This window comes from Erwinia sp. E_sp_B01_1 (assembly GCF_036865545.1).
Classification (GTDB): domain Bacteria; phylum Pseudomonadota; class Gammaproteobacteria; order Enterobacterales; family Enterobacteriaceae; genus Erwinia.
In genome coordinates this window covers 657,869-682,211 of sequence record NZ_CP142208.1, presented here as the reverse complement: position 1 = coordinate 682,211, position 24,343 = coordinate 657,869, and the positions used below count along the sequence as shown (strand labels likewise).

Sequence of the window (24,343 nt, the reverse complement as noted above, 5' to 3'; positions counted from 1 at the left end):
CTCCTCCTGAATTAATGCGCCAACCAAATCCCATAATAAATCACTACGGATCCCAGCGAAACAATACATTTTGCAACTATAAGCAGGGCTGGTGCAACCTTATTAGTTAGTGGCGAAAACTTTTGGTAGTTTTTTGCATTATAAACCCTGTGAAAATCCATAATCCGACTAAATATGGCGCATAACATTACAATGAGAAACTTTATCCCCAACACCATTATAAATGACATACCTATCTCTTCCATCAAATCCCCTGCGGTATTATTGGAAAATCCAGGTATAATTTCCACCAGCCCTTTAAGTACAAAAGCAAGAATGACAACCCCAATAAGAACTGCGATAAATTTCTTACCCAGCCCAACCCAATCTTTTTTTATATAAAAATCCTTTCCGTTCCAGACATAATATACTGCTACCGCCAGGAAGAACAAAAAAGCTATAACATTCATACTCACACCAACCCCATAAAAAATTTAATCGCCAATTAAAACCGTAGCACACCCGTTAATGATAACACCATCACCATTATTTTTCTCTTTGGAATCCCCTATACTATCTTTCTTACCAAAAAATAAATTACGTAATGGCTTTAGCGCAACTTTAACATCAATTTCTCCTGCCAGCCCCAGTAAAAAAGCAAACTTCCCCGTAACTTTTACCGTACCGGAATAATCAGTATCATCTATATAAGCGGCTAATCCGGCTGACGTACCTATTGCCCCCAGATGTGCTCCTGCTTTCGCATTTACTATAATAATGCCATACAGACTCAATTTGCCTTCTGCTTCCTCTTTCACTGCAGCAGCTCCGGCTCCGCCTTCAATATTGAAACCGTAACGCCCTTTATTGCCAGTGTAAAGTTCAGCAACAGCCTTTGCATCAGCAGTAGCCAGAGTGACATCTACCTTTGCTACAGCGTACAAAGTATCTTCTGTTCCTGCTGTTCCGGTAGCGCCATATTGCATAGCTGTAGCCGTAGCTTCGCTATTTATGCCATATATACTGCTGTCGCCATTGTAATAAGCCCCTTTAGCATCAGCCTCACCTATCTTATTTCGTAGCTCGCCTTTAAACAGATCGTCACTTTCCGTATTACCCAGCGTGAGATTTTCCAGAGCAAAGCCGGTCGAAGCTGTGTCATAGCTGCCGTCACTGGTACTGTCTTCAAGGCTGGCGTAAGCACCAAGGATCCGGGCGTCGTAAAAGTCGCCATGCATCATGCCGTCTTCACCAGCCTTTTTCGCCAGGCTTCCTCCCCAATACTGCGGCGGTGCAGGTTTGGGCTTTGATGAAGCTGGCGTTCCGCCAGTGTTGCACTGCGTCTTATCTCCCTGACGTGCCAGTGACACGCCATTAATTAATACGCTGCCAGAACCCCCGACAATAATGCCACTGCCGTGCTGCGTACAGGAAAACGAATCGCCTTTTCGGGCTGCAGGAAAACCACCGATGATAACGTCCGGACTCCCGGACTGAATTGGGCCGCTGTGAGCTGCTTTATCAACAGAAGCTCTGGCCGCAGGATTACCCATGCCTGTATTCCTTTTCAGCCATTAACTGTTAATTTTTACTACGGCACCTTTGATATCGGTGATGTTCGTTCCGGTAATACTCACCGTATCATTTGCCTTCAGCTCACTATTTTTACCGTCACCCAGAGTGGTCAGTTCATTGCCTTTGAACAGCGCCTGTAGCTCGCTTTCGGCATGGATGTTTCCTGAATCCACCTGGATTTGAATGCCGTCAGGAGAAATCAAAATATAATTATCCTTAACCTTTAATTTGATGCTGGTATTGGCTTCAAGCAGCGCATTGCCATCTTTATCCATGGTAAGGACCGTTTCGTCTTCACCCACGTTGATGACATGCTTAGTTCCCGTATTGCTTAGTGCATTTTCGCCAACGTTAGCCTGCCGGTTGCGCTTTATCGTGACTTTTTCATCCCGGCCAATGGTTTTCAGTCGATCCACGCCCACATGATGCGTCTCGCAACTCTCAACTTCGGTATCCATATTTTTTTCAGCATGGATCCAGATTTGCTCATGGCCTGATTTGTCTTCAAAACGAAACGCATTCGCCGTATCCCGGTGCCCATCTTTACTGCGGCTGTAGAATCCCATTTGGGTTGCAGATGCTGGAAGATCCCACGGTGGCATACTCGCTTCGTTGTAGACTCGCCCAGTCACGATAGGCCTGTCCGGGTCGCCATTAATGAAGTCGATAACCACTTCATCTCCCACGCGGGGTATTTGTACACTCCCGTAGCCCTGTCCCGCCCAGGCGCTGGAGACTCGTACCCAGCAGGAGCTGGTGTCGTCGCCCTTAGCCAGGCGATCCCAGTGGAACTTCACCTTGATGCGGCCATATTTATCGGTCCAGATCGATTCGCCTTTTGGCCCCACCACTTTGGCTGTCTGCGGGCCGTGGGTGCGAGGCCATGGCGTTTTAGGGTCGGCGCGAAACGTTATCTCTGAGGGGATGACTTTTATCGCGATATTATGTTTCGTACTGCTATCGCTGCCGCTGGCGTAGTTGTTTTCCTCGAAATCATAGTAAGCCTCTGTTGTCAGATACTCGCCGTTGTCGCTGAAAAAAGGAGCATTAAGCAGTGAGAATGTATTACCCGGAGCCAGCCCAAGGGCGGTTCCAACAGCACTGATTTGTTGGTGTTCAACCTGCCAGACTTCCTGACGGATTTTGGCGTAGAACTCACCGTGATCGTGGTCGACATAGTGACCAGGCCAGTCGTAGACATCGATTTGTCCTGGAGAGGGTGAAGAGGGGTTCTGCCGCGCCTGGAACATCCAGGCGTTTGGCTTGCGGAAGTCGTAATCATCAATGCTGTAGATACCCGGTGTAACGCGATCCTGTAGTTCCCACAGGCTGATACCTTCCCGGTCAGTAACGCCACCGGATGGCGTGACGTGATAGGGAATGACCTCGTAACCTGTGTAAGGCCGATGCTCGTAAGCGCTGTCCATCAGCACCAGGGTATGTCCATCAATCTCATGACGGAAGAAATAATAAATTCCCTCAAGTTCCATAAGGCGACTGATGAAATCGAAACTGGATTCCTGATACTGCACGCAGTATCCCCAGACACGATAATTGCCCGTCAGCTTATCCTCAATATTCACCTTATATTCGCCGAGCAATGCCTTGATGATCTGCGGCACGGTCTGGCTCTGAAATATGCGCAGGTTACGGTCACGTTTCATCGGCCACAAATCTGGTTCCATTACCAGGCTGTAGACCGCATATCGCGTCCCGTTCAGCTCCTGACTGTAAACCCTGACCTGAGTGATCTTACCGTTGAGGTAGCGGGTGGACATAATATTTGGGGTGGGAATTGAAACGGTAATGGGTTGACCTAAAAGCGTTTTGCGATCGATGCGGGCAACGTAGCTTAAAAGATCGACAGTGATTTCAAAGGCGCTGGAGAGCGCTTCGCGGCCGCTGAGCTTCCAGAACAGCAACCCTTCCACTGGCAGTTGTACGGTAATACGTTCAAACATGAAGATGTCCCAAACTGGCATAGCCCGGCAGAGTCACCCGCCGGGCTTACTGAAGATTAACTTTGTGGATTAAGCAGCCATACGCCTTCACGATCGACGCTGATGCTCTGGTCGCGGGTATGACCTTTGTTGCTGATGCTGAAGCGGTACTCACCTGGTGGCAGTTGCAGCATGGCGAAGCCATTCGGTGAAGGCACCAGCGCCTGAGCGTTACCGTTCACCGCTACTTCGTCACCCTGTTGCAGTTTGATATAGACCTGTGCCACAGGTTCCGGCGGTGGAGGCGGCGTAGCTGGCTGCGCGGCTGAAGAATCTGCCACAGAAGCTGGCGGCTGGCTGGCTGCCGGGAGGTTTTCCGTAGTGGATGACGCTGAACCCTCAGCAGAAGTAGCATTCGATGCGTTCGCCACGGTAGATTGCCCGCTACTCTCTGCGCCCGCTGAAGCGGTCTGTACAGAATCATCACTGCCACCGCCCGCAATCATCGCGCCCACACCTATGCCCACCAGCACACCGGCAGCAATCAGGCCTGGCACCCTAAAGCGCTTCAGCGGAGAAACAGCTTTCGCGGGGGCTTCCTCTTCCTGTTCAACCGGCACCAGCATCGTGCCCGGTCCGCTGACTTTCACTTCGTGTATTTCGTTGATATCAGTTGGAGAGAGTTCCATCCGCGCGGCAAAGGCATCCACTGTCTGCGGGCGATCTTCTGCCTGCAAAGCCAGAGCCTGATCGATGGCGTTCAGCAGCGGCAGCGAATAGCCCGCCGGACGCAGTTGCATCAGGGGCTTATAGCTGTCTTCAATGCTGCGCACCACGCTGACCGGCGGCGGCGAACCGGTGATCAGCGTATGCAGCACCGCACCCAGCGCATAGATGTCGGTCCAGGTGCCCTGCTCGTTTTCGTTGTCGTCACTGTACTGCTCGATAGGCGCAAAACCTGGTTTGAGCATGGTTTCGGTTTCATCGGACATATTACCGATGGCTTTTCTCGCCGATCCAAAGTCCAGCAGCACCGGCACGCCGTTCTCCTGAATCTGAATATTATCCAGTGAGATATCGCGGTGCAGATAGCCTTCCTGATGGATGGTATTGATCGCCCCGAACAGCGGCGGCAACGCTGTGCGGATCCAGGTTTCGCTAATCATCTCCGGGCGCTTGATATGCAGCTGGGAAAGCGTGGTGCCGGTATAAAACGCGGTGCCCATATAGGCAGTATCGTTCTGCACCCAGAAGCGCAGCACATGCAGCAGGTTAGGATGATTAAAACGGGCCAGAAGGCGCGCTTCCTGGATAAAGCTGTTCAGCCCGGCATGGAACGTCTTGCTGAAGCGCTCACTGCGCAGGACCAGCGTCAGGTCGTCATTGCGCACCGCCAGCGAGGCCGGCATAAATTCTTTGATGGCAATGGTACGTTCGAGCTGATGATCCCAGGCGCGGTAGACAATGCCAAAGCCGCCGCCGCCGATCACTTCCTTGATTTCAAACTCGTTAAAGCGGTAGCCCACCGGTAAGGCATTCGGGACTGCGCGCGGATTATCGTGTTCTGACATAGTGGACAACTCTCTGATAGTGGCGGGCTTTACGCCTCAAACTGACACTGGAATTCGCCCTGCTGCAGGGTCACCCGCAGACGGCGATACTGTTGGTCCTGCGCGCTGGCGGTGAGCAACATCTGACTCATCTGCGGCAGCAGGGTATTGGTAAGGATGGCGTCAACCATACGGCCGCCGGATTCCACTTCGGTGCAGCGCTGTACAATCCGGGCAATCACGCTGTCATCCACTTCGGAAACAATGCCGTGGTTCTGCTCCAGGCGGCGCTGGATGCGCTTAAGCTGCAAACGCACAATGCTGGCCAGCATCTCATCGCTTAGTGGGTAGTAAGGCACCACCAGCAAACGGCCCAGCAGCGCTGGCGGGAAGACTTCCAGTAGCGGAGGACGTAAGGCACCGGCAAGCGCATCCGGATCCGGCATCAGGTCTGGATCGGCACACATGGCGCTGATTAACTGGGTGCCAACATTGGAAGTCAGGATGATGATGGTATTGCGGAAATCGATATGACGGCCTTCGCCATCCTCCATCCAGCCTTTGTCGAACACCTGGAAGAAGATCTCGTGGACATCCGGGTGAGCTTTTTCGATCTCATCCAGCAGCACCACGCTGTAAGGACGGCGGCGAACGGCTTCGGTCAGTACGCCACCTTCGCCATAGCCCACATAGCCGGGAGGCGCGCCCTTCAATGTCGAAACGGTATGTGCTTCCTGAAATTCACTCATGTTGATGGTGATGATGTTCTGCTCGCCGCCATACAGGGTTTCTGCCAGCGCCAGCGCGGTTTCGGTTTTGCCCACGCCGGACGGGCCGCAAAGCATAAATACCCCCACCGGTTTATTGGGATCGTCCAGACGGGCGCGGGAGGTGCGGACGCGTTTAGCAATCAGATCCAGACCGTGCCGCTGACCAATGACCCGCTCGTTCAGGGTATCGGCGAGCCTGAGCACCGCGTCGATCTCGTTTTTCACCATGCGGCCCAGCGGGATGCCGGTCCAGTCAGATACCACGGCAGCAACCACGTTGGCATCCACGGCAGCGAACAACAACGGCGCCTCGCCCTGCAACGCTTTTAATGCCTGCTGACGTTCTTTCAGCGTTTCATGCAGGGCTGCAACCTCTCCGGTCTGGTCATCATGAAGCTGCGCACGCAGGTCGATGATGGTATCCACCAGCTCGCGCTCTGACTGCCAGCGGGTGGTCAGCGTTTCAGCCTGAGCGGCCAGGTCGGCCAGTTGCTCAGTAAGTGCTTCAAGGCGGGTGGCATCGCCAATGCCTACTTTCAGCTCGCGGCCCACGATCTCTTTTTCGATTTCGAGCGCCTGAATGCGATGCAGGCAATCTTCCAGCTGCGGTGGCTGAGCGCTCTGGCTGACGGCCACACGAGCGCAGGCAGTATCCAGCAGCGCAACGGCTTTATCCGGCAGCTGGCGGGCTGGAATGTAGCGATGCGAGAGCTTCACCGCTGCGGCTACAGCCTCATCCAGCAGCAGCACGCGGTGGTGCTTCTCCAGCGGGCTGACGGTGCTGCGCAGCATCAGTAACGCTTTCTCTTCATCCGGTTCCTGTACCTGCACGGTCTGGAAACGACGGGTCAGAGCGGGATCTTTTTCGATATATTTTTTGTATTCGGCCCAGGTAGTGGCGCCGATGGTACGCAACTGGCCGCGTGCCAGCGCTGGCTTCAACAGGTTGGCCGCGTCGCCAGTGCCCTGCTGCCCGCCTGCGCCCACCAGCGTGTGGATCTCGTCAATAAACAGAATGATCGGGATCGGGCTGGACTGCACTTCGTTGATCAACGCCTGAAGACGAGCTTCAAACTCGCCTTTCATCCCGGCACCCGCCTGCAACATGCCGATATCCAGCAACCACAGCTGCACATCCTGCAACGGCTGAGGTACATCGCCTGCGGCAATACGCAGCGCCAGACCTTCCACCACCGCTGTTTTGCCCACACCGGCTTCACCGGTCAGTAACGGGTTGTTCTGCCGGCGGCGCATCAGGATATCAACCATCTGGCGGATCTCTTCGTCACGTCCGGCGATCGGATCGATCTTACCTTCACGCGCACGCTCAGTGAGATCCTGAGCATACTGTGCCAGGGTGCCCTGCTGCTGAGGTACCGCCCCGGCATCCACTGGTGCGGAAGTCACCTGCTGAGCTTCTTTGCTGTCGGCGAACACTGCGTCAAATTGCTCCAGCAGCGCATCAGCACTGATACGACCAAACTGTGGCGAGATGCTTTTCAGCAGGTTGGCGAGGTTGAACGTTTTCAACAGGCCGATCAGCAGGTGGCCGCCCCGGATCTGTTGAACGCCAAATTTCAGCGATCCGTAAACCCATGCGCGTTCGACTGCGCTGTCAATGTGTTCAGAGAGATCCGATACGGCACTGGCTCCACGAGGCAAACGATCCAACGCCGCCACGATGTCCCGCGTCAGGGCCTCTTCATCCAGCGAGAAATAGCGTATCAGCTGCTGAAGATCGCCCTCCTGCTGTTGCATAAGCTGATGCAGCCAGTGCACCAGTTCCACATAGGGGTTGCCGCGCAGTTTACAAAACGTGGTAGCACTTTCCAGAGAGGTAAATAACAGCTTGTCCAGTTTGCCGAACAGTACGGCGCGGCTGATTTCTGACATAGTTTTTCTCAGTGAGTTGAAGTCTGTGAATACGCGGATGACATCAGGCGAGCATCCATGCTGCGGCAGCGGCCGAATGTGTATTCAGCCGGTTAAATATTTAATTCAGTATGCTGTGTAGCTTATTATTGATTCTTATTATTTTTACTGTAATTGAGAGGGATCGAGTACAAACAGGCTATAGTGAAAATTAACGCACCGGTACGTAAATAAACGCTATCATCAGGGACCTGATTAAAGTAGTGATAAACCCAATCCATGCCAGACATTAAAATGGAATACTGGAAAATTAAAAATGGTAAAACAGAAATAAACACCACCACTTTACCAAAAACTTTAATGCGGGTTTTCTTATGATTCAGAATTAAAAAAGGAATTAAAAATAATATTGAAAGAAATATGAGATCATTATCCATCTCCCGTTTTGATGGAGGGTAACTTCTTCGTACATTACTCGCTCCCTGATATGTTAAAAAACCCTCAACAGCCGATGCTTTCACCCGGTTCCAGACTATAAATCAAATCATTACGCGGTGTAGGTTCCGCCGTTTTGCCCAGCCACGCGTTTAAACCCAGCTGGGCAGGGCCACCGAGGGTGACGCCTTGCACTTCTTCCGCCGCCAGGATCAGGCGCACATCCCAGACGTATTCGATGCCCAGATACTGGCGCACCCAATCCCGCAGCTGAATTGCCTGAGGCTTACCCGGCAGAAACTGGTTGTACTCTTCCAGGCTCAGCGGACCCAGCTCTATACGAAACTTATGCTGGACATCGCGAACCGCCGCTCCCAGAAAAGCTGACTGCCCGAGCCTGGGCATTCTTCTTCCGGCTCCTAACTGAGCGCGCTCGCGGCGATCGATGGGCAGCCAGTGCGGGACGTTTTCAATCAGCGTAACCGGCACTTTAAAGTAGTGGCTGAGAATTTTTTGTAGTCCTTCAGCATCGCGGCCATGACGGGTCAGGTGGCCCGCCACGGCAAAACGGGCATGGTCGCTGAGGCTGCCTTTGTCCAGCTGACCTGGCTGGCCCATTCCCGTCAGGCTGGCCAGATAGCGTTCAAAGTGATGAGCGTCTTGCCTGTCCAGCGACACCGTTGGCTGGGCATCGGCCCAGGCACGGTAAAACAGTAAAGTCAGCCGGTGATGAAACAGATCGGCAAAGGCTGCCAGGCTCTGGTCCTGGTGGTGATAAATCCGCTCGCGTGCATACTCAGTCAGATGCACTGGCAGCGGGCCATTGGGGCCGAACAGCCCAAAGCTGAGGATCGAGATATCATGCAGCGAAGTGCCCTCCCGCACCCTGGCTTTTGCCAGCGTGGAGGGTGCAAAGGCCAGTGAGGGCTCCTGCCCGATCCGCAGGGGTTCATGGCGGGGCAAGGGTGCCCGGCCAAGCGGATAGCGCTCTCCGCCCTGAGCATCAAGCTGGCGGAGCAGCTGGAACAGGTCATAACGCCAGGGAGCCAGCGTCACCCCCTGCCAGAAAGTCCCGGGCAGACGTTTCAGGCCGCGGATCTTTAGTCCCGGTTGTGCCTTCTCATCCCTCATATCAGTGCCCTTTTCCCCATGCGCGGCGGCCAGTACCCCACTTCACCACGTTGCTGGCTGGTCAGCGTCATTTCGGTAAAGGAGTTTATCGCCACCAGCCGTGAAAAGACTCTCTCCAGCACGCTGCCCAGCATCCAGGGACTGGTCCCTGAGAAAGCCTGCTCATCCACGCTTAACTCAATACCTATACCTCTGGCAAACACCACCGGCCCTGGCTCTGGCACCCGGCGATAAACCGGTTTCAGCTGACAGTGACGGATGCCTTCTATCTGCCTTGCCACCGGCGCGTCGGCCAGGTTGGCATACAGCCCCAGTAACTGGCGCAGCGCCGAAGCCCCCTGCCCGTCATCGCTGTCCATCAGGCTGAGATAGTTCATCTGTAAATGGCTGATCAGACGCCAGGTTGTCAGTCCTTCGGCCAGCGCAGGGCGTGGCGGCGTAGGGCCTTTTTTGAGGATCAACTGCGCAACGGGGATTGAGTCTGGCATCAGGAAGTTACCCTGATCCTGTTGCAACAGCATCAGCGGCAGGTCACGGCTGGTACAGATCACCTCTGCCGTGAGATGGCGCAAATCCTCGCTCCAGGGCGAATGACGCTCATCCACCAGCGAGAGAAAGACTTCGGAGCCGATATAACCGGTGCGGGTTCCGTAACGCTGGGCATGTTCGGACAACGTGCGCTGTTCACGACGCAGTGAGAAATAGGCACCGTAGTCGCCCTGGTCCTGACTGAAAGTACTCCAGAATGGACGGAAAACCTGCTCTTCCCGCCGGTTATCGCCGGTGGCATACAGTTTCTGCACCGAAAAAATTTCGTAATCCAGCGGGCGGATATTGTCGACTACCAGATGATACTCATGCACGCCATGGCTGATTTTTTGCCGCTCGGCGGTTTTCGGGAAAAGGTTTATCACCGGCGTGCAATGCAGCGCCAGATGGCTTTTATCCACCACTTTTTCCAGCGCGGCATCGGCCCTGTCCAGCAGCAGCACAATCTCGAACTCTTTGACCTCCGGCCCGCATTTGCCGAGGATGCCACGTAACTGGCTGAGGCTGAAAAACTGAAAACGGGCAGGTAGTGCAAAAAATTCCTGCAGCAGCCGGTAGCCATCAAAATTACGCAGATCGTCAGGCAGCAGCGCCTGATCGGGCGAAAACCCTTCCTGCTTTAACGCCTCATCCCCCATCACCACACGCTGGGGCCGTGCTTCAACAGTCTGGCAAAAGCTGCCCACCGTGTGCTGCATAATCAGCTCCAGCAGTTGCTGAGCCTGAATATCCGGGCCGCTGAGGAAAAACATCAGGCTGTCGAAAGTCAGATGATTCAGCGACACATCTTTAAAGCAGGAAAGACGGATACGTAAGGCGCTGGCTGCACCGGCCTGACTCAGCCCCATTGGGCCTAAGGGGATATCTGCCGGTACGCCGCCCAGCTCAACACTTTTGATGACGATCGGTTGCAGCATCACGTCGTGTGCAGTGGTGTAGCTACAGGTCACGCCGCTTTTTTTCAGCGTCTGGCTGTCCATCATTGTGCCGCGCGGCACCAGAAAGCCGCCGCTGATATCGCCTTTTCGGCTGTCGGGATGCAGTTCAGCAATCGCCATTGAGGGCGTGGGCGCCAGATAGTTGGGTGCGATCATCTCCAGCATTCGCTGGGAAAAACGCGGGAACTCAGCATCCATTTTCAGCTGCACGCGGGAGGTCAGGAAGGCAAACCCCTCCATCAGCCGCTCGACATACGGATCGGCTACTTCAATCCCGCGCATACCCAGACGACCCGCCACTTTCGGGTAGCGTTCCGCGAACTCCGCCCCCATCTCACGCAGGTAGGCCAGTTCACGGTTGTAATAATCGAGCAGTTTGCTGTCCATGGTTACCCTACGTCTTTGAACTCAAAATGACCGTTTTCCAGATCAACATCGGTGCGGAACAGGAATTCCAGCGGATAAGGCACGCACCAGAGCCGTCCCTTAATTTCTATCGACAGCACGTTATGCAGGTTAAGCGAGTTCGTGTCTGAGATGCATTTCACCTGCAACCCGGCAGGCAGAATACGCGGCTCAAAATGCAGGATGGAGGTGGTCAGTTTGCGCTGCACATCCTGCCATTCGATATCCGACATACGCTGTCCGGATAAGGGGGCCACGCCGTAATTCAGCACCGAGCGCTGTACCTGCGCAAAAGGATTAAGATCCTGCTGCGCCTCGTTGTTGGTGCTGTTAAACAGCCACTGCAGATCCCGCAGAACATTCCGGCGCAGCGTACTGTGAGAGATCACCGTATTGCCTGCCGCCTCCTGCACTTTGTCCGGCGCATTATCCGTCAGCCTGTCCAGCAGCGAGGGCTGCATTTTGTCGCGTGCAGTCAGCGCATCCTGCCTGTTACGAAAACGGTGCCCGCCCCGCAGAAGATCGCTCTCCTGCTGCGCATGATTCAGATCGAAGTCATTGCTCATAGCACCTCAGCTTCGGCGAAGGTCACTGCTTCCAGGGTGAGTAAGGGGTACTCTGCATCGCCGCTCAGCCAGGTTTTTTGTCCCTGCCCGATAAAATGCTCGCCGGTGCGATCCAGCGGCAGCCATTCGGTCATGCGGGCCAGGCGCAGCTCATCTGCCGCGTCCTGGTCAAAGGGATAGCGCACCGGTATCTGGCACACCTGCTCGCTGCCATCAATCAGCCGCACGGAGGTATGCCGCCAGACCAGATCGGTCACGCTGCCGGGGGCCTGAAAACGCAGCTCGCTGATGGCGCTGAACGGCAGCCAGGTGTAGTGGCCGTTAACGATCAGTTCGCACACTGGCCCCAGGCGTCCGTCGCCATCCGTCAGCCATGCCACCGCCTGTGGCTCCTCGTGCGCCTGTTGCTTCACGCTGCCCGGATTGACTTCCGCCATTTCAAACGCCGTTTCACGCAATGCCTCCGCCTTTTCCGGTTGACCGGCGTTATCGGCCTGTAAGGCGCTTAACAGTCCCGCCGTCCAGCCAAACGCCTCACCCGGCATCCGGGGTGAAGCCTGTCCGGCAAATACCGCCGCACGCTGCATTTCACCGGCAACCGCCTGTTCCAGCAGGGTCACGGTTGGCTTAGCCTGCGGCTTCAGCGCCAGCCAGGATTTCAGTTGGATCTCAGCCCGCGTCCAGTTCCCCACCAGACACAGGAGTTGCACAAAGGCCGCACGCAAATCAGCATCAGCCGGGCGACGTTTGATATCGTTTTCAACGCGCGCCAGAGTTTCAGCCAGCGAATCGCCGGACATCAGGGTAGTGAGAGAGTACACAGGCTTTCCTTAAACGGGCAGAGAACTAATTAATCGTGCGGAATGAACCGGCAGCCGGATCTTTCAGCTGCGGATGCAGCTCTTCCACCAGTCGGATGGTGAGCGAACTTTTATCGGCCAGATAAGGAGCCCAGACTTTGCGCACCTCACTGAGGCGGGCGCGGACTTCACTCGCATCCTGAGCCTGATTTTCAGCAATCTGAACCACCAGGGTGCCATCGGTTTTCCAGCCGTTCAGCGCCGGGTCAAACGGCACCACCATCCAGCTCTGTGGCGACTTCTCATCGCTCAGCACCATCCGCTCATTGTTGACGGTGGTGATTTGCACATCGCCACTCAGCGCTTTGCGGTTCAGCCCGGAAACGGGGAAGCCTTGCAGGAAAGTCATTCGCAGGCTTTTACTTGATCCTTTACCCATCCGGGTGATCTCGCTTTCGCCGCTGAGCCAGCCGTCACTGCCGCAGGACACACCGCCTTTGGCTGGCACGAACAGCGCGCTGGTCTGGCTGTCGCCACGGAACCAGGTGCGGAAATGGCACCCATCCATCAGGCTGAACTGCACCCAGGGAGTGGTATCCGCTGGTGGCGAAAGATCTTCCGCTGATACCGCAGCCGCTTCCGCGACCGGTTCAGCTGCAGCGGCTGGCATTTCTGGTTCCACCGTTACCGCCCAGGATTGCGCTTTCGCCGCGCTGCCGTGCGCCAGAGAAGTGCCACTGGCGTCGTTCATCTGCCAGTGAATCACCGCCATTTTTGCGCACTGACGCTGCAACACGCTGGCCACGCGCGGCAAAAACTCTTTCAGCACCTGGGGATCCTTACTGCCTTTGGTGACGATCCGCAGCGACAGTTCGCGGCTACACCAGTCGGTGGATTTTGTGCTTTTAACGTTGTCGATCCAGATATCCAGCTTCTGAGACGGAGAGGAAACCACGAGATAATCCTGTCCCCAGGCACTGGAGGCGATAAGCAGGGAGAGCGCACCTGATAGCCAATATTTCATATAAGTCCTTTAAGGCTGTTAATCACGAAGAGGGAAAAACTGCGCTGCTTGCGACAGCGAGTGCAGCAGCGTGGTGTCCTGCGGATCACCCACCCAGACGGCGATAGCGCTGTAATTGTCCTGGCTGACGTCCGACTGCTGAGCGTTCTTGCGGATCACTTCCTGCATCAGCGTCAGCCATTCGTCCGGCGTATTCACCATATGCAGGGATTGCTGCATATGCTCCGGAGAAAGACCGTGCCAGAAGCCGTCGGTGCAGAGCAGAAAAGCGTCGCCATCTTCAATCGGCACCACATCGCTGTAGCTGGCATCCCGCTCTTCATCGCCCATTCCCAGCGCAAAATAGAGCAGGTTACTGTTGATCCCTTCCGTCTGATGGCCGGCATCTTTCATCTGCTGAACCAGGCTGTGGTCCGTGGTGACGTGAAACAGATAGCCACGCCGGAACAGATAAAGGCGGCTGTCGCCCGCGTGCGCCCAGTACGCCAGTTCATAATCACGGTCGATAAACAGGCTTACCAGGGTGGTCCCCATGCGCCGGTAATCGGTCACCGCTTTTTGCTGTTGGCGGATGGCGCTGTTGGCCTGGTTGACGTAGCGGCGAATGCTCTGCGCATCCAGATGCTGCTCGCCATCAAAGTGCTCAAGAAGAGTGTCACGAGCCAGCCCGGCGGCCATATCGCCTCCCGGTAGTCCCGCCACACCATCGCAGACTACAAAGCAGGCCGAACGCTCGCCGATGCGCTCACCGGTCTGGTCCTGATTGCTTTCGCGCGCTCCCTGATTCGACATAGAGGCAAGGGTGATATTCATCATTCTTCCGATCTGATTTGAGAGTCTTTGTACTGATTCACTTCCATGTCATAGGCATGTAAAAACGCCTCGCCGAACAGGGTATGGAAGTCATCTTCGATTTCACCGGCAGTCTCGCCATAGCGTTTAGTGAAGTGTTCCCACAGCGCGGCTTTACGGCTTGAGGGCAATGAAAGACGGGAAGTCACACCTTCCCGCTTCGCCTCTTCTTCCAGCTGCTGCGGATTAAACGATTGCAGCATCGAGGCGATGATGGCGCGGATACCGGCAATCATACCGAGCTGATGCGCCTGCAGATCGACCAGCGCATCACGCACCGACTGCCTGGGCGGCATAAAGCCCGGCATACGGCTGCCAAACATCTGCATCAGCACGGATTTGCCGGAAGGCAGCAGCTTGAACGGGTTATTGGCTTCGTCCAGGATCACCGTCATTTCGGCTTTTACACCACGCTTAAGAATGGATCGGGAAGAGAGCAACGCTACGGTACCCTGCGAGAACATGCTCAGCATCTGCCCCAGCTCCTGCATCGAATCACGATCGATGCGTGGCGTGGGTTGCAGGTCATTCAGCCCCATCCCGCCCATCAGCGCTTCCAGCAACTCACCGTCCAGCATCTGGCCGTCACCAGAGGCGTTGGCGTGCTGCGAAGCGGTGTTGGATACCGGATCAATACGCAGGCGGCCTTTCGGCGGCGGCGTGTTGGTGCGGGTGACAGCCTGAGGCGTCGGCAGCGTGATGCCGCCGTAATCAGGTTGTGACCCCGCAGACTCAGCCGGTTGGCCGTCAAACAGCGGTGAGGATGGTGGAGTCAAGGCAGCATCAGAGGACTCTTCGTGCTGAGGAGCAAACAGCGGCGATGCCGATAAGTCCTGAGGCATGTCATCGAACAGTGAGCTGTTGTGATCGCCTGGGTTCTGCTGCGCTGGCTCATCGAATAATGAGGCATTGTGACTGCCGGGGTTCTGCTGCTGCCTGTCAGACAGGGTTGAGTTATGGCGATCGTTAGCCTGCTTCGGCTGCTCGTCGGAGAGCGAGGAAGCCGCGCCTGAATTCTCATCCATAAAGAGATCGAAATCGCTGTCCAGCGCTTTTGGCGCAGGCGGCACGATAGTCTGCTGTGGTGGCTGCTTCGTTGCCGGACGAGGTTGGCTGGATGAGCTATCCGGCGGCGTCAGTGGCACCGCATTGCCCATCATCAGCCCCAGCGGATCGTCGCTGTTGGACTGGCCAGAAACCGCTCCCCCGTTATTGCCAAACAGCGCCAGTGGATCGTCACTACCGGGCTGTGCAGGATCACCACTCCTGTTGTTACCGAACATCGCCAGCGGATCATCACTGCCGGATTGGGCAGGAGCACGGCTTTCGTTACCCCCAAATAGTGTCAGCGGATCCTGTGCTTCCCTGCCTTTGCCTGACTTTCCAGACGAAGAAGGCTGCTGCATCAGCGTACTCGGCGTGTTGTCTTCAAAAATACTGTTCTGCCTGAACAGCGGATCATCATTAAACAGCGAGTCCGGCGTTTGATCGCGACGATCGAGGTTCAGTGAATCCGGTTGAGCAGCAAACTGCGCCAGAGGATCGACAGGATTACGGTCGATCGCCGGTGCCTCAGTTAACGGATTCAGATTGCTTTGCTGCGGCCTGCTGCGGCTGGAAAGACTGTCAGAAATGGAAAACTCCTGCGCCAGGCTGTCCCAGATCTCGCTGGGAATGGCTGCGGCCGTATTCTCTTTCGCAGCGGACTGAGAAGAGGCAGGCTGTTGCGCAGAGTTGGCAGACCCGGCTTGTGTTGATGCGAGCTGTTGTGCGGAGTAGGCATGTCCGGCTTGCGAAGCCGCAGACTGATGTGCAGCGTTTGCATGTCCGGCTTGCGAAGGCGCAGACTGAGGTGCGGTGCCTGAATGACCAACCTGTGACGTTGCCGTTGAAGCTGCAGACCAGGCTGCGGCTTCAGGACGCGCGCTTAGGGTCAGATCGCTGACCTGAAGGCGATACTCATCAATGCTGAGGATATCGCCATCCTGCAAATCCACCTGACGGCCCCGCTCCAGCGGGATGTCATTCAGGTGCACCAGCGTAACGTTACCGCGATTGGTAATGCGGCACTCGCCATCGGCCGTAATGTGCACGATAGCCTGCAAACGGGAGATGGTACGGTCTTCATCCGGCAGCACCAGATTATTATCCGCTCCACGGCCGATGGTGCCGCCCGGCGGCATAAAATCGCAACTGCCCTGCGGCGGCTGATGACCCTGTTTAGTCGCTATTATCGTAAATCGCATAACGTTTTCCTGCGTTGGATTTATTCGGCGTTCAAGCCTCGCGAGTTTTAATAAAACCAGCGAGGCTTGGAGGCTGAGGAGTAAATTTATTATTTCACACAAACTGGCGATAATGATCGCCTTGAAAGAACAGATAAATCAGAGGGAGGATTAATTTTTATTAATAACAGTAATTCTTCCGGAATTATCTTTCATTATAAAGAAATCAGAGCGAAGACGAAGGGAATCATTTTCGGAAGCATTATTCAGCCGCATCAGAACAGAGTACTCCCCCGGATTCCAGGAGATATTTCCCCAAATTGTGCATTCACCTGCGGAGACTGTTCGTTCAGGTAAACTGTCACCTGGAGGCGAAATGACTTTCCATTGTTTTTGGTCCAGCCATGAAACCATGACGCCGTTGCTGGTTAGTTTATCTTTTTTATTAGCCACATCTTCAGGAATAATAAAACAGGGTTGATTATTAAAGCTGTTTACTTGCATCACTTCAAAGGGGGGCTCCTCAAGCTGACAACCCGTTAACACCGAGACAGCGGCAGCAATGATAATAACTCGCTTCATAAAAACACCCTCTTTTCTCCGGGACTTACTAAAAACAAACTAAGTGTGGTTTCATATTTTTTCATGAGATCCGGACCGATTATCCCTTGAAAACCTGACAGACGCCTGAAATCACCAAGACCATAATACTTAAGATAATAGTAGTCCGAAATGATTGAAGCTTGCTGTTCCATACCAAAATCTGAAAGTTTTTTTTCCGGTGGTAGAGAGTATTTATAGCTGGCTGCCCAACTCAGAGCACCCCGAGTTCTGACATTCATTCCAACCTGATGCTGTAGCACGTGTACCATTTCGTGAATAAACCAATGCATATCACCAGGATTAGCCATTGAAAAATCATCTTTATAATAAGGCTCTCTGAAATATATTTCACCATTGGGTGTCATTGCTATATTTTTTGACTGCATATTGAATGGTAAGTAACTACCATTATGTACCTTTACTTCATCTAACCGTATTGCGTTTTTAAAAACCTTCTTTACAAGGAATTTTTCACCCACAGTAAGTTTTCTTGCACTTCCTACTTTTAGCTTGTTCATATCACACCAAAATCGTACAGGAAAATAGAGCTATCATTTGCACTAAGTTAGCTTTAGTAGGTGTTTACTACCTTGACGAATTTGAGTATCACCCCGACAAGCACCACCGAGTTCCTCCACAACATCCAGACCGGTTTTAGTTGAAAGCGTCACTGAATACTTATCGCAGGCAGGCTGAGTTAACCCCCGATCATTACGACTTTCACTGCTGGGGCGAAACCTGATTTTTCCGCGTTGAGTCCTGTTTCTGATACAGCTTTTTCAGTTGTGCAAGATTTGATGCACCTGCAGAACCTATGGAATCAGTCAACGGCCCATCAATGCTCAATTTCTGCTGTGAGTCTAACGTGAGAATAACCGATTCTGCAGCTACTGCATTAGGCGAGGTGACTGCATAAAGTACCGCTATTTTTATCTCTGCTTCTGCCGGACTGGAAATCACTCTAACTGCTTTGGTTGCACTACAAGCTGTGGCTTCCCATTGTTCAAACCCGATCGTAGGGATCAGCGTATAACGTGCAGACTTCAATGGTTTCCAGCTAATAAAGCAGACATTAACATCGTTCTCACTGGTTCCCTGTCCTGCTGAAAGCGTGCCAATATTTTCTCCATCGATCAGAAGATGAAAACTCTGATTACTCAAATACTCAGCATCCCTGATGCCCTGCATGACAGCATTTTCATGCAAAGTTTTTCTGGGAGATTCAGGATGGAAACTGATTAACCTTGTTGCAGCACAGGAATTTGAAAAATTCAGTAAAGCAGCCAGTAACGTGACTATAAATAAAAACTTATTGCTCAAAAATGAAACCATAACTTCCTCAGCAGCAACCAGTTAAATAATTATTCTATTGAATGATAAAACTCAGCATCTGCACTCATTCTCAGGGTAAGTCATATAGATTAGAGTCATTATTTTTCTTCTGTCAGGTCATCTTTCTCTGAGGATTTTCAATCATAAGGGATTTCTTTTAGTTCAGCAGTTCTTTTTTCGTTAATCTTTGCCACACAATTATTCTTGAAGACCATATAAGGATTTGTATTTTTATCTGCAACATGAGCATAAATTTCACATTGGCCATCCCGATATTTCAGCCAGTTCTTTTGAGAGTCCACAAATACTGAAAGATAGTCTTTTTTTACTTTATCCTGACTATTGAAAGTTTCATTAATTCTTTTCCTGGCTGCCGAATACTCTGCATTAAGATTCTTTTCGGCGGCTGTTCTGTTACGTTCAGAACAGGTAAAGACTTCTGCATCACTGGTTTCAGTTGAACAGTTTTCAAAGGCAAGTGTAAAACAACTATAAGTTAAGGAAAGTAACAGAAGCACCGACAATTTATTCATTTTCTTTTTCTTTCTTTATGTGGTTTTAAACCAGAAAACATTTTCTCATTTACATCCGCTGGATGAGAAAACCTGATTTACCGATCCTGAAAACCCTAATGGGCAAAACCCGTTATGGTTACTGCGCATCGGTCATATCAGATAAAGCATCGAGTCTTTCAACCATACTTTTTCTGATACAGGAAACGTCATCTTCACAAGCATGACGTTTTTTTAGCCATTCTTTCTGTGAAGCAACAATCCTGGCTTTCAGCTCTTTATCACCAACTGAAATTGCGCCTGCCTGTGCCGATTTCCAGGCACTGTTAACACTCTTGTCCCAGGAAGAAAGTTCATAATCCGCACAGATAGCTTTCTCGGATGGGCTCTTTGCTTTTGCACAGGAGAAAGAGGGTGTCGGGGGCGTACCTGCAATGACTGGTGAAAGTGTAAGTATGATTCCATCGTTCCAGTTAACCAACATGTGGGCAGAGTCTGGCATCGCAATCCAGGGGTTTTTATCTATATCCCCACCGCCGAAACTGCCACTTTTACAATCAGTGTTTATAACGGAAATACTCTCGTTTCCCTTAATGTCTGATTCATAACTTTTAGCACTGGCAGAATCAGCATCACCCATTGCTTCATGAATTAAACGATCAATGGAACCCTGTGAGATATTGTAAACTGGCTGCTGGCAGTCAACTTTACCAGGCAAACTCGATGTAATATTATCTTTATTGAAATAAACACTTCGACCAACCAGTCGGTCGTCATTATATTGATAACTTAATATCCTTTCGGACTCAGTATTAATACTGGCTTTATCAACATTTCAGTGACTCCCTTCCAACACCACCGGACTAAGTGGAGCGGCAAAGAGATTTAGCGATAAACTTGCTACAGCTACAGTCAACAAAAATCTAAACATATACAATCCCTTGCTACTTTAAGGCGCTTACCGTCAGTAAAGATTTACTTAACCGTTCCGATATCAGTCGAGATAACCTTGCCATTTTTAAATATATTTAAATTCCAGCGGTCGGCATTTCCTGCAACGAAGTAATATTTATAGGCGCCATTATGAAATTCATAACCACGAAAATCACAAACTTCAGGGCAATTCACATTAACTGTTTTACCCTTTAACGAAACGCCCTTGCCCGTTTTTTTACTTTTTGATTCAAGGGTTACATTTTCGCAGGACACATCACCTTCAGAACAATGTTCGGTGAAGCTGGCAAGAAATTTCTGACCATTAAAAACCACTGTACTCTCTGCATCTGAAGCAGCAGAGTATCCAGATAAAATTGTGATACTAACAACTACCAGTGTAAAAACTCTCACAGCCGCACCTTAATTGACCAGATTCAAGCCTTTCATTTAGAGTACTTATTGAATATTTCTTTTGCTTCCTTGCTTTGACTAATCAGAGAGCATTTCAATACTTTAAATTCCCCTCCTGTTGATCCAGATAATTTAATCTTTAATGCATTATCAATCAAAGTATCGCCTTCATTGAAGGCTCCTACAGGTAACTGACTGACTTCCAGCCAGGTTGCTGCACTTTTGAAAGCATCATTCTGAAGAACTTTGCTGGATGAAATTTTTCCTGTGCACCTGTTCTGGATCCAGTTCTCATAAACTTCAGATTGACTGAACGAATCCATTGCCGGGAAAGTCATAGCAAAAACAGGAGATGCAGCACTGATTCCAAGCAAGATTAATAAAATTTTTTTCATTTCAATATCCAGAGTGAAGCAACAGTAGGTACGAAACTGCCATTTTCTGCGCCGCCCATGAAGTGGCAAGCATCAGAACAGTTGTTTCCATTCCACAAGGTTACATGACCTCGGGCATTACTCCATCCATTCCCCTGAAAAACAATGATTCCCTGTTTGCCGTTGAAAGTACCAGGAGTTGGAGAGTTCTCAGTTAAATCGGGTTTTCCAAGCACAGTGACTAAAAAATCCATCATATCGTTGACACGGTACATGTACTGCTTTTTATCCTTTCCTGAAACAGTAGCATAGCGGCTATTTGAGGGAACAGGGATACCTGTATAGTTCAGTACATAACTCATTCTTATCGGGCAGGCATTTTGAAAAACGCCTGATGTCACATTGGCTTCAACTTTACCACCAAGAAAACTCCCCACTCGCTCAACACTAATGTTTACTTCAGAAAACCGATTCCAGGCTGCACCAAATGCTGGTCTTATAGCAGACATAAAAATTCCTTTTGAGGACCTCCTCTTTCGAGGAGGTCAGGCACAAATTAAGCTTCTTTGTTTTCTTTGATGTTCCAGCCAGCGCTGCTTTCTGCGCCTTTACCACCGGAAGTGCTCTGCTCCCAGTACTGCTGTTTCACTTTAGAAGCCTGGAAGGAGTAAGTCATTCCCAGGGTATCGCCATTGTCAGAACCGTTATAGTTGACCGTGGTGACCAGTACATCTTCTAAAGTAATACGTGCATACTCAATCTGAGTGCCACCAGCTTTGCAGATAGAAACTTCTACTTTAGCCAGGTGCTTACCGCTGGCGCAGTTTTTCAGCAGTGCAGTCACAGATTTGTCGATCAGCGCATTGATGTGCAGATCGTTAAAGTTTACTTTACCGGCCCCGCCGCCGCCGCCCACAGACATATTGCCTGGCTGTGAAGCGCCCCAGGAGAAAGATGTAATATCGGTCCAACCGGTGTGGTTTGAGTCTTTTGACTCGCCAGTCACACCATCTACTTTCATAAACATATCAATAGCCATGATTATCTACTCTTCATTAGTTAAAATTTGCTTTAGATAAAGCACTGATATGGCAAACAGGTAATGGGGCTGAATAAATCGTCCATATTTTACCTCTGCCTCTATTCTGAATCCCGCTACATGGGATCATTCAGAAATATAGAAACCCAACTTCCTGGGTATAACTATAGGGTTACTCTGGAGCATGATAGTCATCAGCCCCAGATAAATTACTGTTCATCCTTATGATTGTTTATCCCGGACAATCCTTAATAAAACAATGCATTAATTCATTTTCATCTTAACTTTTCTGCCAGGCCGTATATACCAATACAGACAGCCATTAATATTAAAATCATCATTCCTTTGATGACTATCCCCCCTACAGAAACATGCCAGTCAATCAGAAAAACTGAGTATCCACAAAGGGTGATGAAACCAAGGGAACTAAAAAACAACAATATATAGCCTGACAGTATGCAGATGAATTTTCTGAACATTCAGGAATCGTTAGATTTCAGGGAAGGCAATTTTGACACCAGGCGCAGTGAAACGGTCAGGCCTTCCAGTTGATAGTGCGGACGCAGGAAGAACTTGGCGGCGTAATAGCCTGGATTATCTTCAAGCTCTTCTACCTGCACTTCTGCAGAAGCCAGCGGCTTGCGGGATTTGGTTTCCTGTGAAGAGTTAGCCGGGTCGCCGTCGACATAGTTCATCACCCAGTCGTTGAGCCAGCGTTCCATCTCGTCACGCTCGCGGAAGGAGCCAATTTTGTCGCGCACAATGCACTTCAGGTAATGGGCGAAGCGGCAGCAGGCGAACAGATACGGCAGGCGTGATGCCAGACGGGCATTAGCGGTGGCGTCCGGATCGTGATATTCCGCCGGCTTTTGCAGTGACTGCGCGCCGATAAAGGCGGCGAAGTCGGAGTTTTTGCGGTGAACCAGCGGCATGAAGCCGTTTTTCGCCAGCTCGGCTTCGCGACGGTCACTGATGGCAATTTCGGTCGGGCATTTCATGTCCACGCCACCGTCATCGCTTGGGAAGGTATGGCACGGCAGATTTTCTACCGAACCACCCGATTCCACACCCCGGATAGAAGTACACCAGCCGTACTCTTTGAAAGAGCGGTTGATGTTAGCTGCCATCGCGTAAGCGGCATTGGTCCAGGTGTAGTTGCTGTGATTCGCGCCTTCGGTCTCTTCTTCAAAGTCGAAGCTGTCCACAGGGTTGGTGCGAATGCCATAAGGCAGACGTGACAGGAAGCGTGGCATCACCAGCCCCAGATAGCGGGCATCTTCAGATTCACGCAGGCTGCGCCAGGCGGCATATTCGCTGTTCTGGAAGATTTTGGTCAGGTCGCGCGGGTTTGCCAGCTCCTGCCAGGATTCCATCTGCATCACGCCCGGTGCGGTACCGGTAATAAACGGGCAGTGGGAAGCGGCACCGATGCGGGCCATTTCACCCAGCAGCTCCACGTCCTGCGGGCTGTGATCAAAGTAATAGTCACCGACCAGGCAGCCGAAAGGTTCGCCACCGAACTGACCGTACTCTTCTTCATACACTTTTTTGAAAATGGGGCTCTGGTCCCAGCCCACGCCTTTATAGCGCTTCAGGGTACGGCCCAGTTCCTGCTTAGAGATGCTCATAAAGCGGATCTTAAGCATTTCGTCGGTTTCGGTATTGTTAACCAGGTAGCTCAGGCCACGCCATGCGCTTTCCAGTTTCTGGAACTCATCGTGGTGGATGATCTGGTTCACCTGCTGCGACAGCTTTTCATCAATCTCGGCGATCAACGCCTGAATGGTGCGGTAAGCATCGGTGGAAACGGTGACGGTGTTCTCCAGCGCCTGCTGAGCCAGCGTTTTAACCGCGCTTTCCACGGCGGCACGCGCTGAGTCAGTCTTGGGACGAAACTCTTTATTCAGCAGCGCGCTGAACTCGTCCTGGCTGTATGCCTGCTGCTCCGGCAGGCCGGTTTGCTGTGAAGGGTTGCTCATGATTACTCCTCCCCGCCTTTCGCCGCATCATCCTGCTTTGGCAGATGGCTCAGTGATTTCAGCAGCGTAGGGTCCTGCAAAATTTTCGAGATCAGCTCTTCCGCACCGTTTTTGCCGTCCATATAGGTCAGCAGGTTGGATAGCTGTGTGCGCGCATCCAGCAGCTGGTTCAGCGGCTCAACGTTACGGGCAACCGCATCCGGAGAGAAATCTTCCATGCTGTTGAAGGTCAGATCGATATTCAGACGTCCGTCGCCCGTCAGCGTGTTATCCGCCTGGAAAGCCACGCGTGGCTTCAGCGCTTTCATGCGTTCGTCAAAGTTGTCGATGTCAATTTCAAGGAATTTACGCTCGTCAACGGAGGGTAAACCTTCCACCGATTTGCCGACCAGATCGGCCATAACGCCCATCACAAACGGCAGTTCAATTTTGCGTTCCGCGCCATAGATCTCCACGTCGTATTCGATCTGCACACGCGGTGCGCGGTTACGGGCGATAAATTTCTGCCCACTGGATTTACTTGTTGCCATGGGAATCTCCATTGGT

At 51.9% G+C, this 24,343-nt stretch carries 23 protein-coding genes; all 23 read right to left on the bottom strand.

The window, feature by feature from the left end; all coding sequences use genetic code 11:
• Window positions 1-11: 11 nt before the first annotated feature.
• Entirely contained in the window at window positions 12-449 is a 438-nt protein-coding gene (locus VRC33_RS03280) for a hypothetical protein (protein ID WP_338564013.1), read from the bottom strand.
• A gap of 24 nt (window positions 450-473) precedes the next feature.
• Window positions 474-1,532, bottom strand: coding sequence for a PAAR domain-containing protein (locus VRC33_RS03275; protein WP_338560810.1), 1,059 nt, complete (start codon window positions 1,530-1,532; stop codon window positions 474-476).
• 21 nt (window positions 1,533-1,553) lie between these two features.
• Window positions 1,554-3,515: a type VI secretion system tip protein TssI/VgrG gene (gene tssI, locus VRC33_RS03270; RefSeq protein ID WP_338560808.1), complete on the bottom strand. Its 1,962-nt coding sequence runs from the start codon at window positions 3,513-3,515 to the stop codon at window positions 1,554-1,556.
• Window positions 3,516-3,571: 56 nt separating this feature from the next.
• Window positions 3,572-5,065 carry a serine/threonine-protein kinase gene (locus tag VRC33_RS03265; protein WP_338560806.1) on the bottom strand — a complete coding sequence of 498 codons (1,494 nt, stop codon included), beginning with the start codon at window positions 5,063-5,065 and terminating at the stop codon, window positions 3,572-3,574.
• 29 nt (window positions 5,066-5,094) lie between these two features.
• On the bottom strand, window positions 5,095-7,707 hold the full coding sequence (gene tssH / locus VRC33_RS03260) for a type VI secretion system ATPase TssH (protein WP_338560804.1): 2,613 nt from the start codon (window positions 7,705-7,707) through the stop codon (window positions 5,095-5,097).
• A gap of 480 nt (window positions 7,708-8,187) precedes the next feature.
• The gene (gene tssG / locus VRC33_RS03255) at window positions 8,188-9,252 is read right to left on the bottom strand and encodes a type VI secretion system baseplate subunit TssG (RefSeq protein ID WP_338560801.1); all 1,065 of its coding nucleotides are present in this window, start codon (window positions 9,250-9,252) and stop codon (window positions 8,188-8,190) included.
• The gene (tssF, locus tag VRC33_RS03250) at window positions 9,249-11,126 is read right to left on the bottom strand and encodes a type VI secretion system baseplate subunit TssF (RefSeq protein ID WP_338560798.1); all 1,878 of its coding nucleotides are present in this window, start codon (window positions 11,124-11,126) and stop codon (window positions 9,249-9,251) included. The genes tssG and tssF overlap by 4 nt, the downstream gene beginning before the upstream one ends.
• Before the next feature lie 2 nt (window positions 11,127-11,128).
• On the bottom strand, window positions 11,129-11,710 hold the full coding sequence (tssE, locus tag VRC33_RS03245) for a type VI secretion system baseplate subunit TssE (protein WP_338560796.1): 582 nt from the start codon (window positions 11,708-11,710) through the stop codon (window positions 11,129-11,131).
• Complete coding sequence (locus tag VRC33_RS03240) at window positions 11,707-12,531, bottom strand: type VI secretion system accessory protein TagJ (RefSeq protein WP_338560794.1); 825 nt, start codon at window positions 12,529-12,531, stop codon at window positions 11,707-11,709. Before VRC33_RS03240 ends, tssE begins: the two co-directional genes overlap by 4 nt.
• A gap of 25 nt (window positions 12,532-12,556) precedes the next feature.
• Window positions 12,557-13,534, bottom strand: coding sequence for a hypothetical protein (locus tag VRC33_RS03235; RefSeq protein WP_338560792.1), 978 nt, complete (start codon window positions 13,532-13,534; stop codon window positions 12,557-12,559).
• Between the two features lie 18 nt (window positions 13,535-13,552).
• Complete coding sequence (locus VRC33_RS03230) at window positions 13,553-14,347, bottom strand: protein phosphatase 2C domain-containing protein (RefSeq protein WP_338564882.1); 795 nt, start codon at window positions 14,345-14,347, stop codon at window positions 13,553-13,555.
• A complete protein-coding gene (gene tagH, locus VRC33_RS03225; protein ID WP_338560790.1) occupies window positions 14,347-16,632 on the bottom strand; it encodes a type VI secretion system-associated FHA domain protein TagH in 2,286 nt (761 codons plus the stop codon). The genes VRC33_RS03230 and tagH overlap by 1 nt, the downstream gene beginning before the upstream one ends.
• Before the next feature lie 150 nt (window positions 16,633-16,782).
• Complete coding sequence (locus VRC33_RS03220; RefSeq protein ID WP_338560787.1) at window positions 16,783-17,193, bottom strand: putative T6SS immunity periplasmic lipoprotein; 411 nt, start codon at window positions 17,191-17,193, stop codon at window positions 16,783-16,785.
• Window positions 17,190-17,732: a hypothetical protein gene (locus tag VRC33_RS03215; RefSeq protein WP_338560785.1), complete on the bottom strand. Its 543-nt coding sequence runs from the start codon at window positions 17,730-17,732 to the stop codon at window positions 17,190-17,192. The genes VRC33_RS03220 and VRC33_RS03215 overlap by 4 nt, the downstream gene beginning before the upstream one ends.
• Before the next feature lie 202 nt (window positions 17,733-17,934).
• The gene (locus VRC33_RS03210; protein ID WP_338560783.1) at window positions 17,935-18,546 is read right to left on the bottom strand and encodes a hypothetical protein; all 612 of its coding nucleotides are present in this window, start codon (window positions 18,544-18,546) and stop codon (window positions 17,935-17,937) included.
• Between the two features lie 137 nt (window positions 18,547-18,683).
• Complete coding sequence (locus VRC33_RS03205) at window positions 18,684-19,079, bottom strand: lysozyme inhibitor LprI family protein (RefSeq protein ID WP_338560780.1); 396 nt, start codon at window positions 19,077-19,079, stop codon at window positions 18,684-18,686.
• Window positions 19,080-19,197: 118 nt separating this feature from the next.
• Window positions 19,198-19,698, bottom strand: a complete 501-nt coding sequence (locus VRC33_RS03200) for a lysozyme inhibitor LprI family protein (RefSeq protein WP_338560778.1) — start codon at window positions 19,696-19,698, stop codon at window positions 19,198-19,200.
• Between the two features lie 335 nt (window positions 19,699-20,033).
• Window positions 20,034-20,405 (bottom strand): hypothetical protein, encoded by a 372-nt coding sequence (locus VRC33_RS03195; protein WP_338560776.1) that lies wholly within the window; start codon window positions 20,403-20,405, stop codon window positions 20,034-20,036.
• A 32-nt stretch (window positions 20,406-20,437) separates the two neighbouring features.
• On the bottom strand, window positions 20,438-20,800 hold the full coding sequence (locus VRC33_RS03190; RefSeq protein ID WP_338560774.1) for a T6SS amidase immunity protein Tai4 family protein: 363 nt from the start codon (window positions 20,798-20,800) through the stop codon (window positions 20,438-20,440).
• Window positions 20,797-21,288 carry a type VI secretion system amidase effector protein Tae4 gene (locus tag VRC33_RS03185; protein ID WP_338560772.1) on the bottom strand — a complete coding sequence of 164 codons (492 nt, stop codon included), beginning with the start codon at window positions 21,286-21,288 and terminating at the stop codon, window positions 20,797-20,799. The genes VRC33_RS03190 and VRC33_RS03185 overlap by 4 nt, the downstream gene beginning before the upstream one ends.
• Before the next feature lie 47 nt (window positions 21,289-21,335).
• Window positions 21,336-21,818 (bottom strand): type VI secretion system tube protein Hcp, encoded by a 483-nt coding sequence (locus VRC33_RS03180; protein ID WP_338560770.1) that lies wholly within the window; start codon window positions 21,816-21,818, stop codon window positions 21,336-21,338.
• 479 nt (window positions 21,819-22,297) lie between these two features.
• The gene (gene tssC / locus VRC33_RS03175) at window positions 22,298-23,797 is read right to left on the bottom strand and encodes a type VI secretion system contractile sheath large subunit (RefSeq protein WP_338560767.1); all 1,500 of its coding nucleotides are present in this window, start codon (window positions 23,795-23,797) and stop codon (window positions 22,298-22,300) included.
• A 2-nt stretch (window positions 23,798-23,799) separates the two neighbouring features.
• Window positions 23,800-24,327, bottom strand: coding sequence for a type VI secretion system contractile sheath small subunit (gene tssB, locus VRC33_RS03170; protein ID WP_338560764.1), 528 nt, complete (start codon window positions 24,325-24,327; stop codon window positions 23,800-23,802).
• Between the last annotated feature and the right edge of the window lie 16 nt (window positions 24,328-24,343).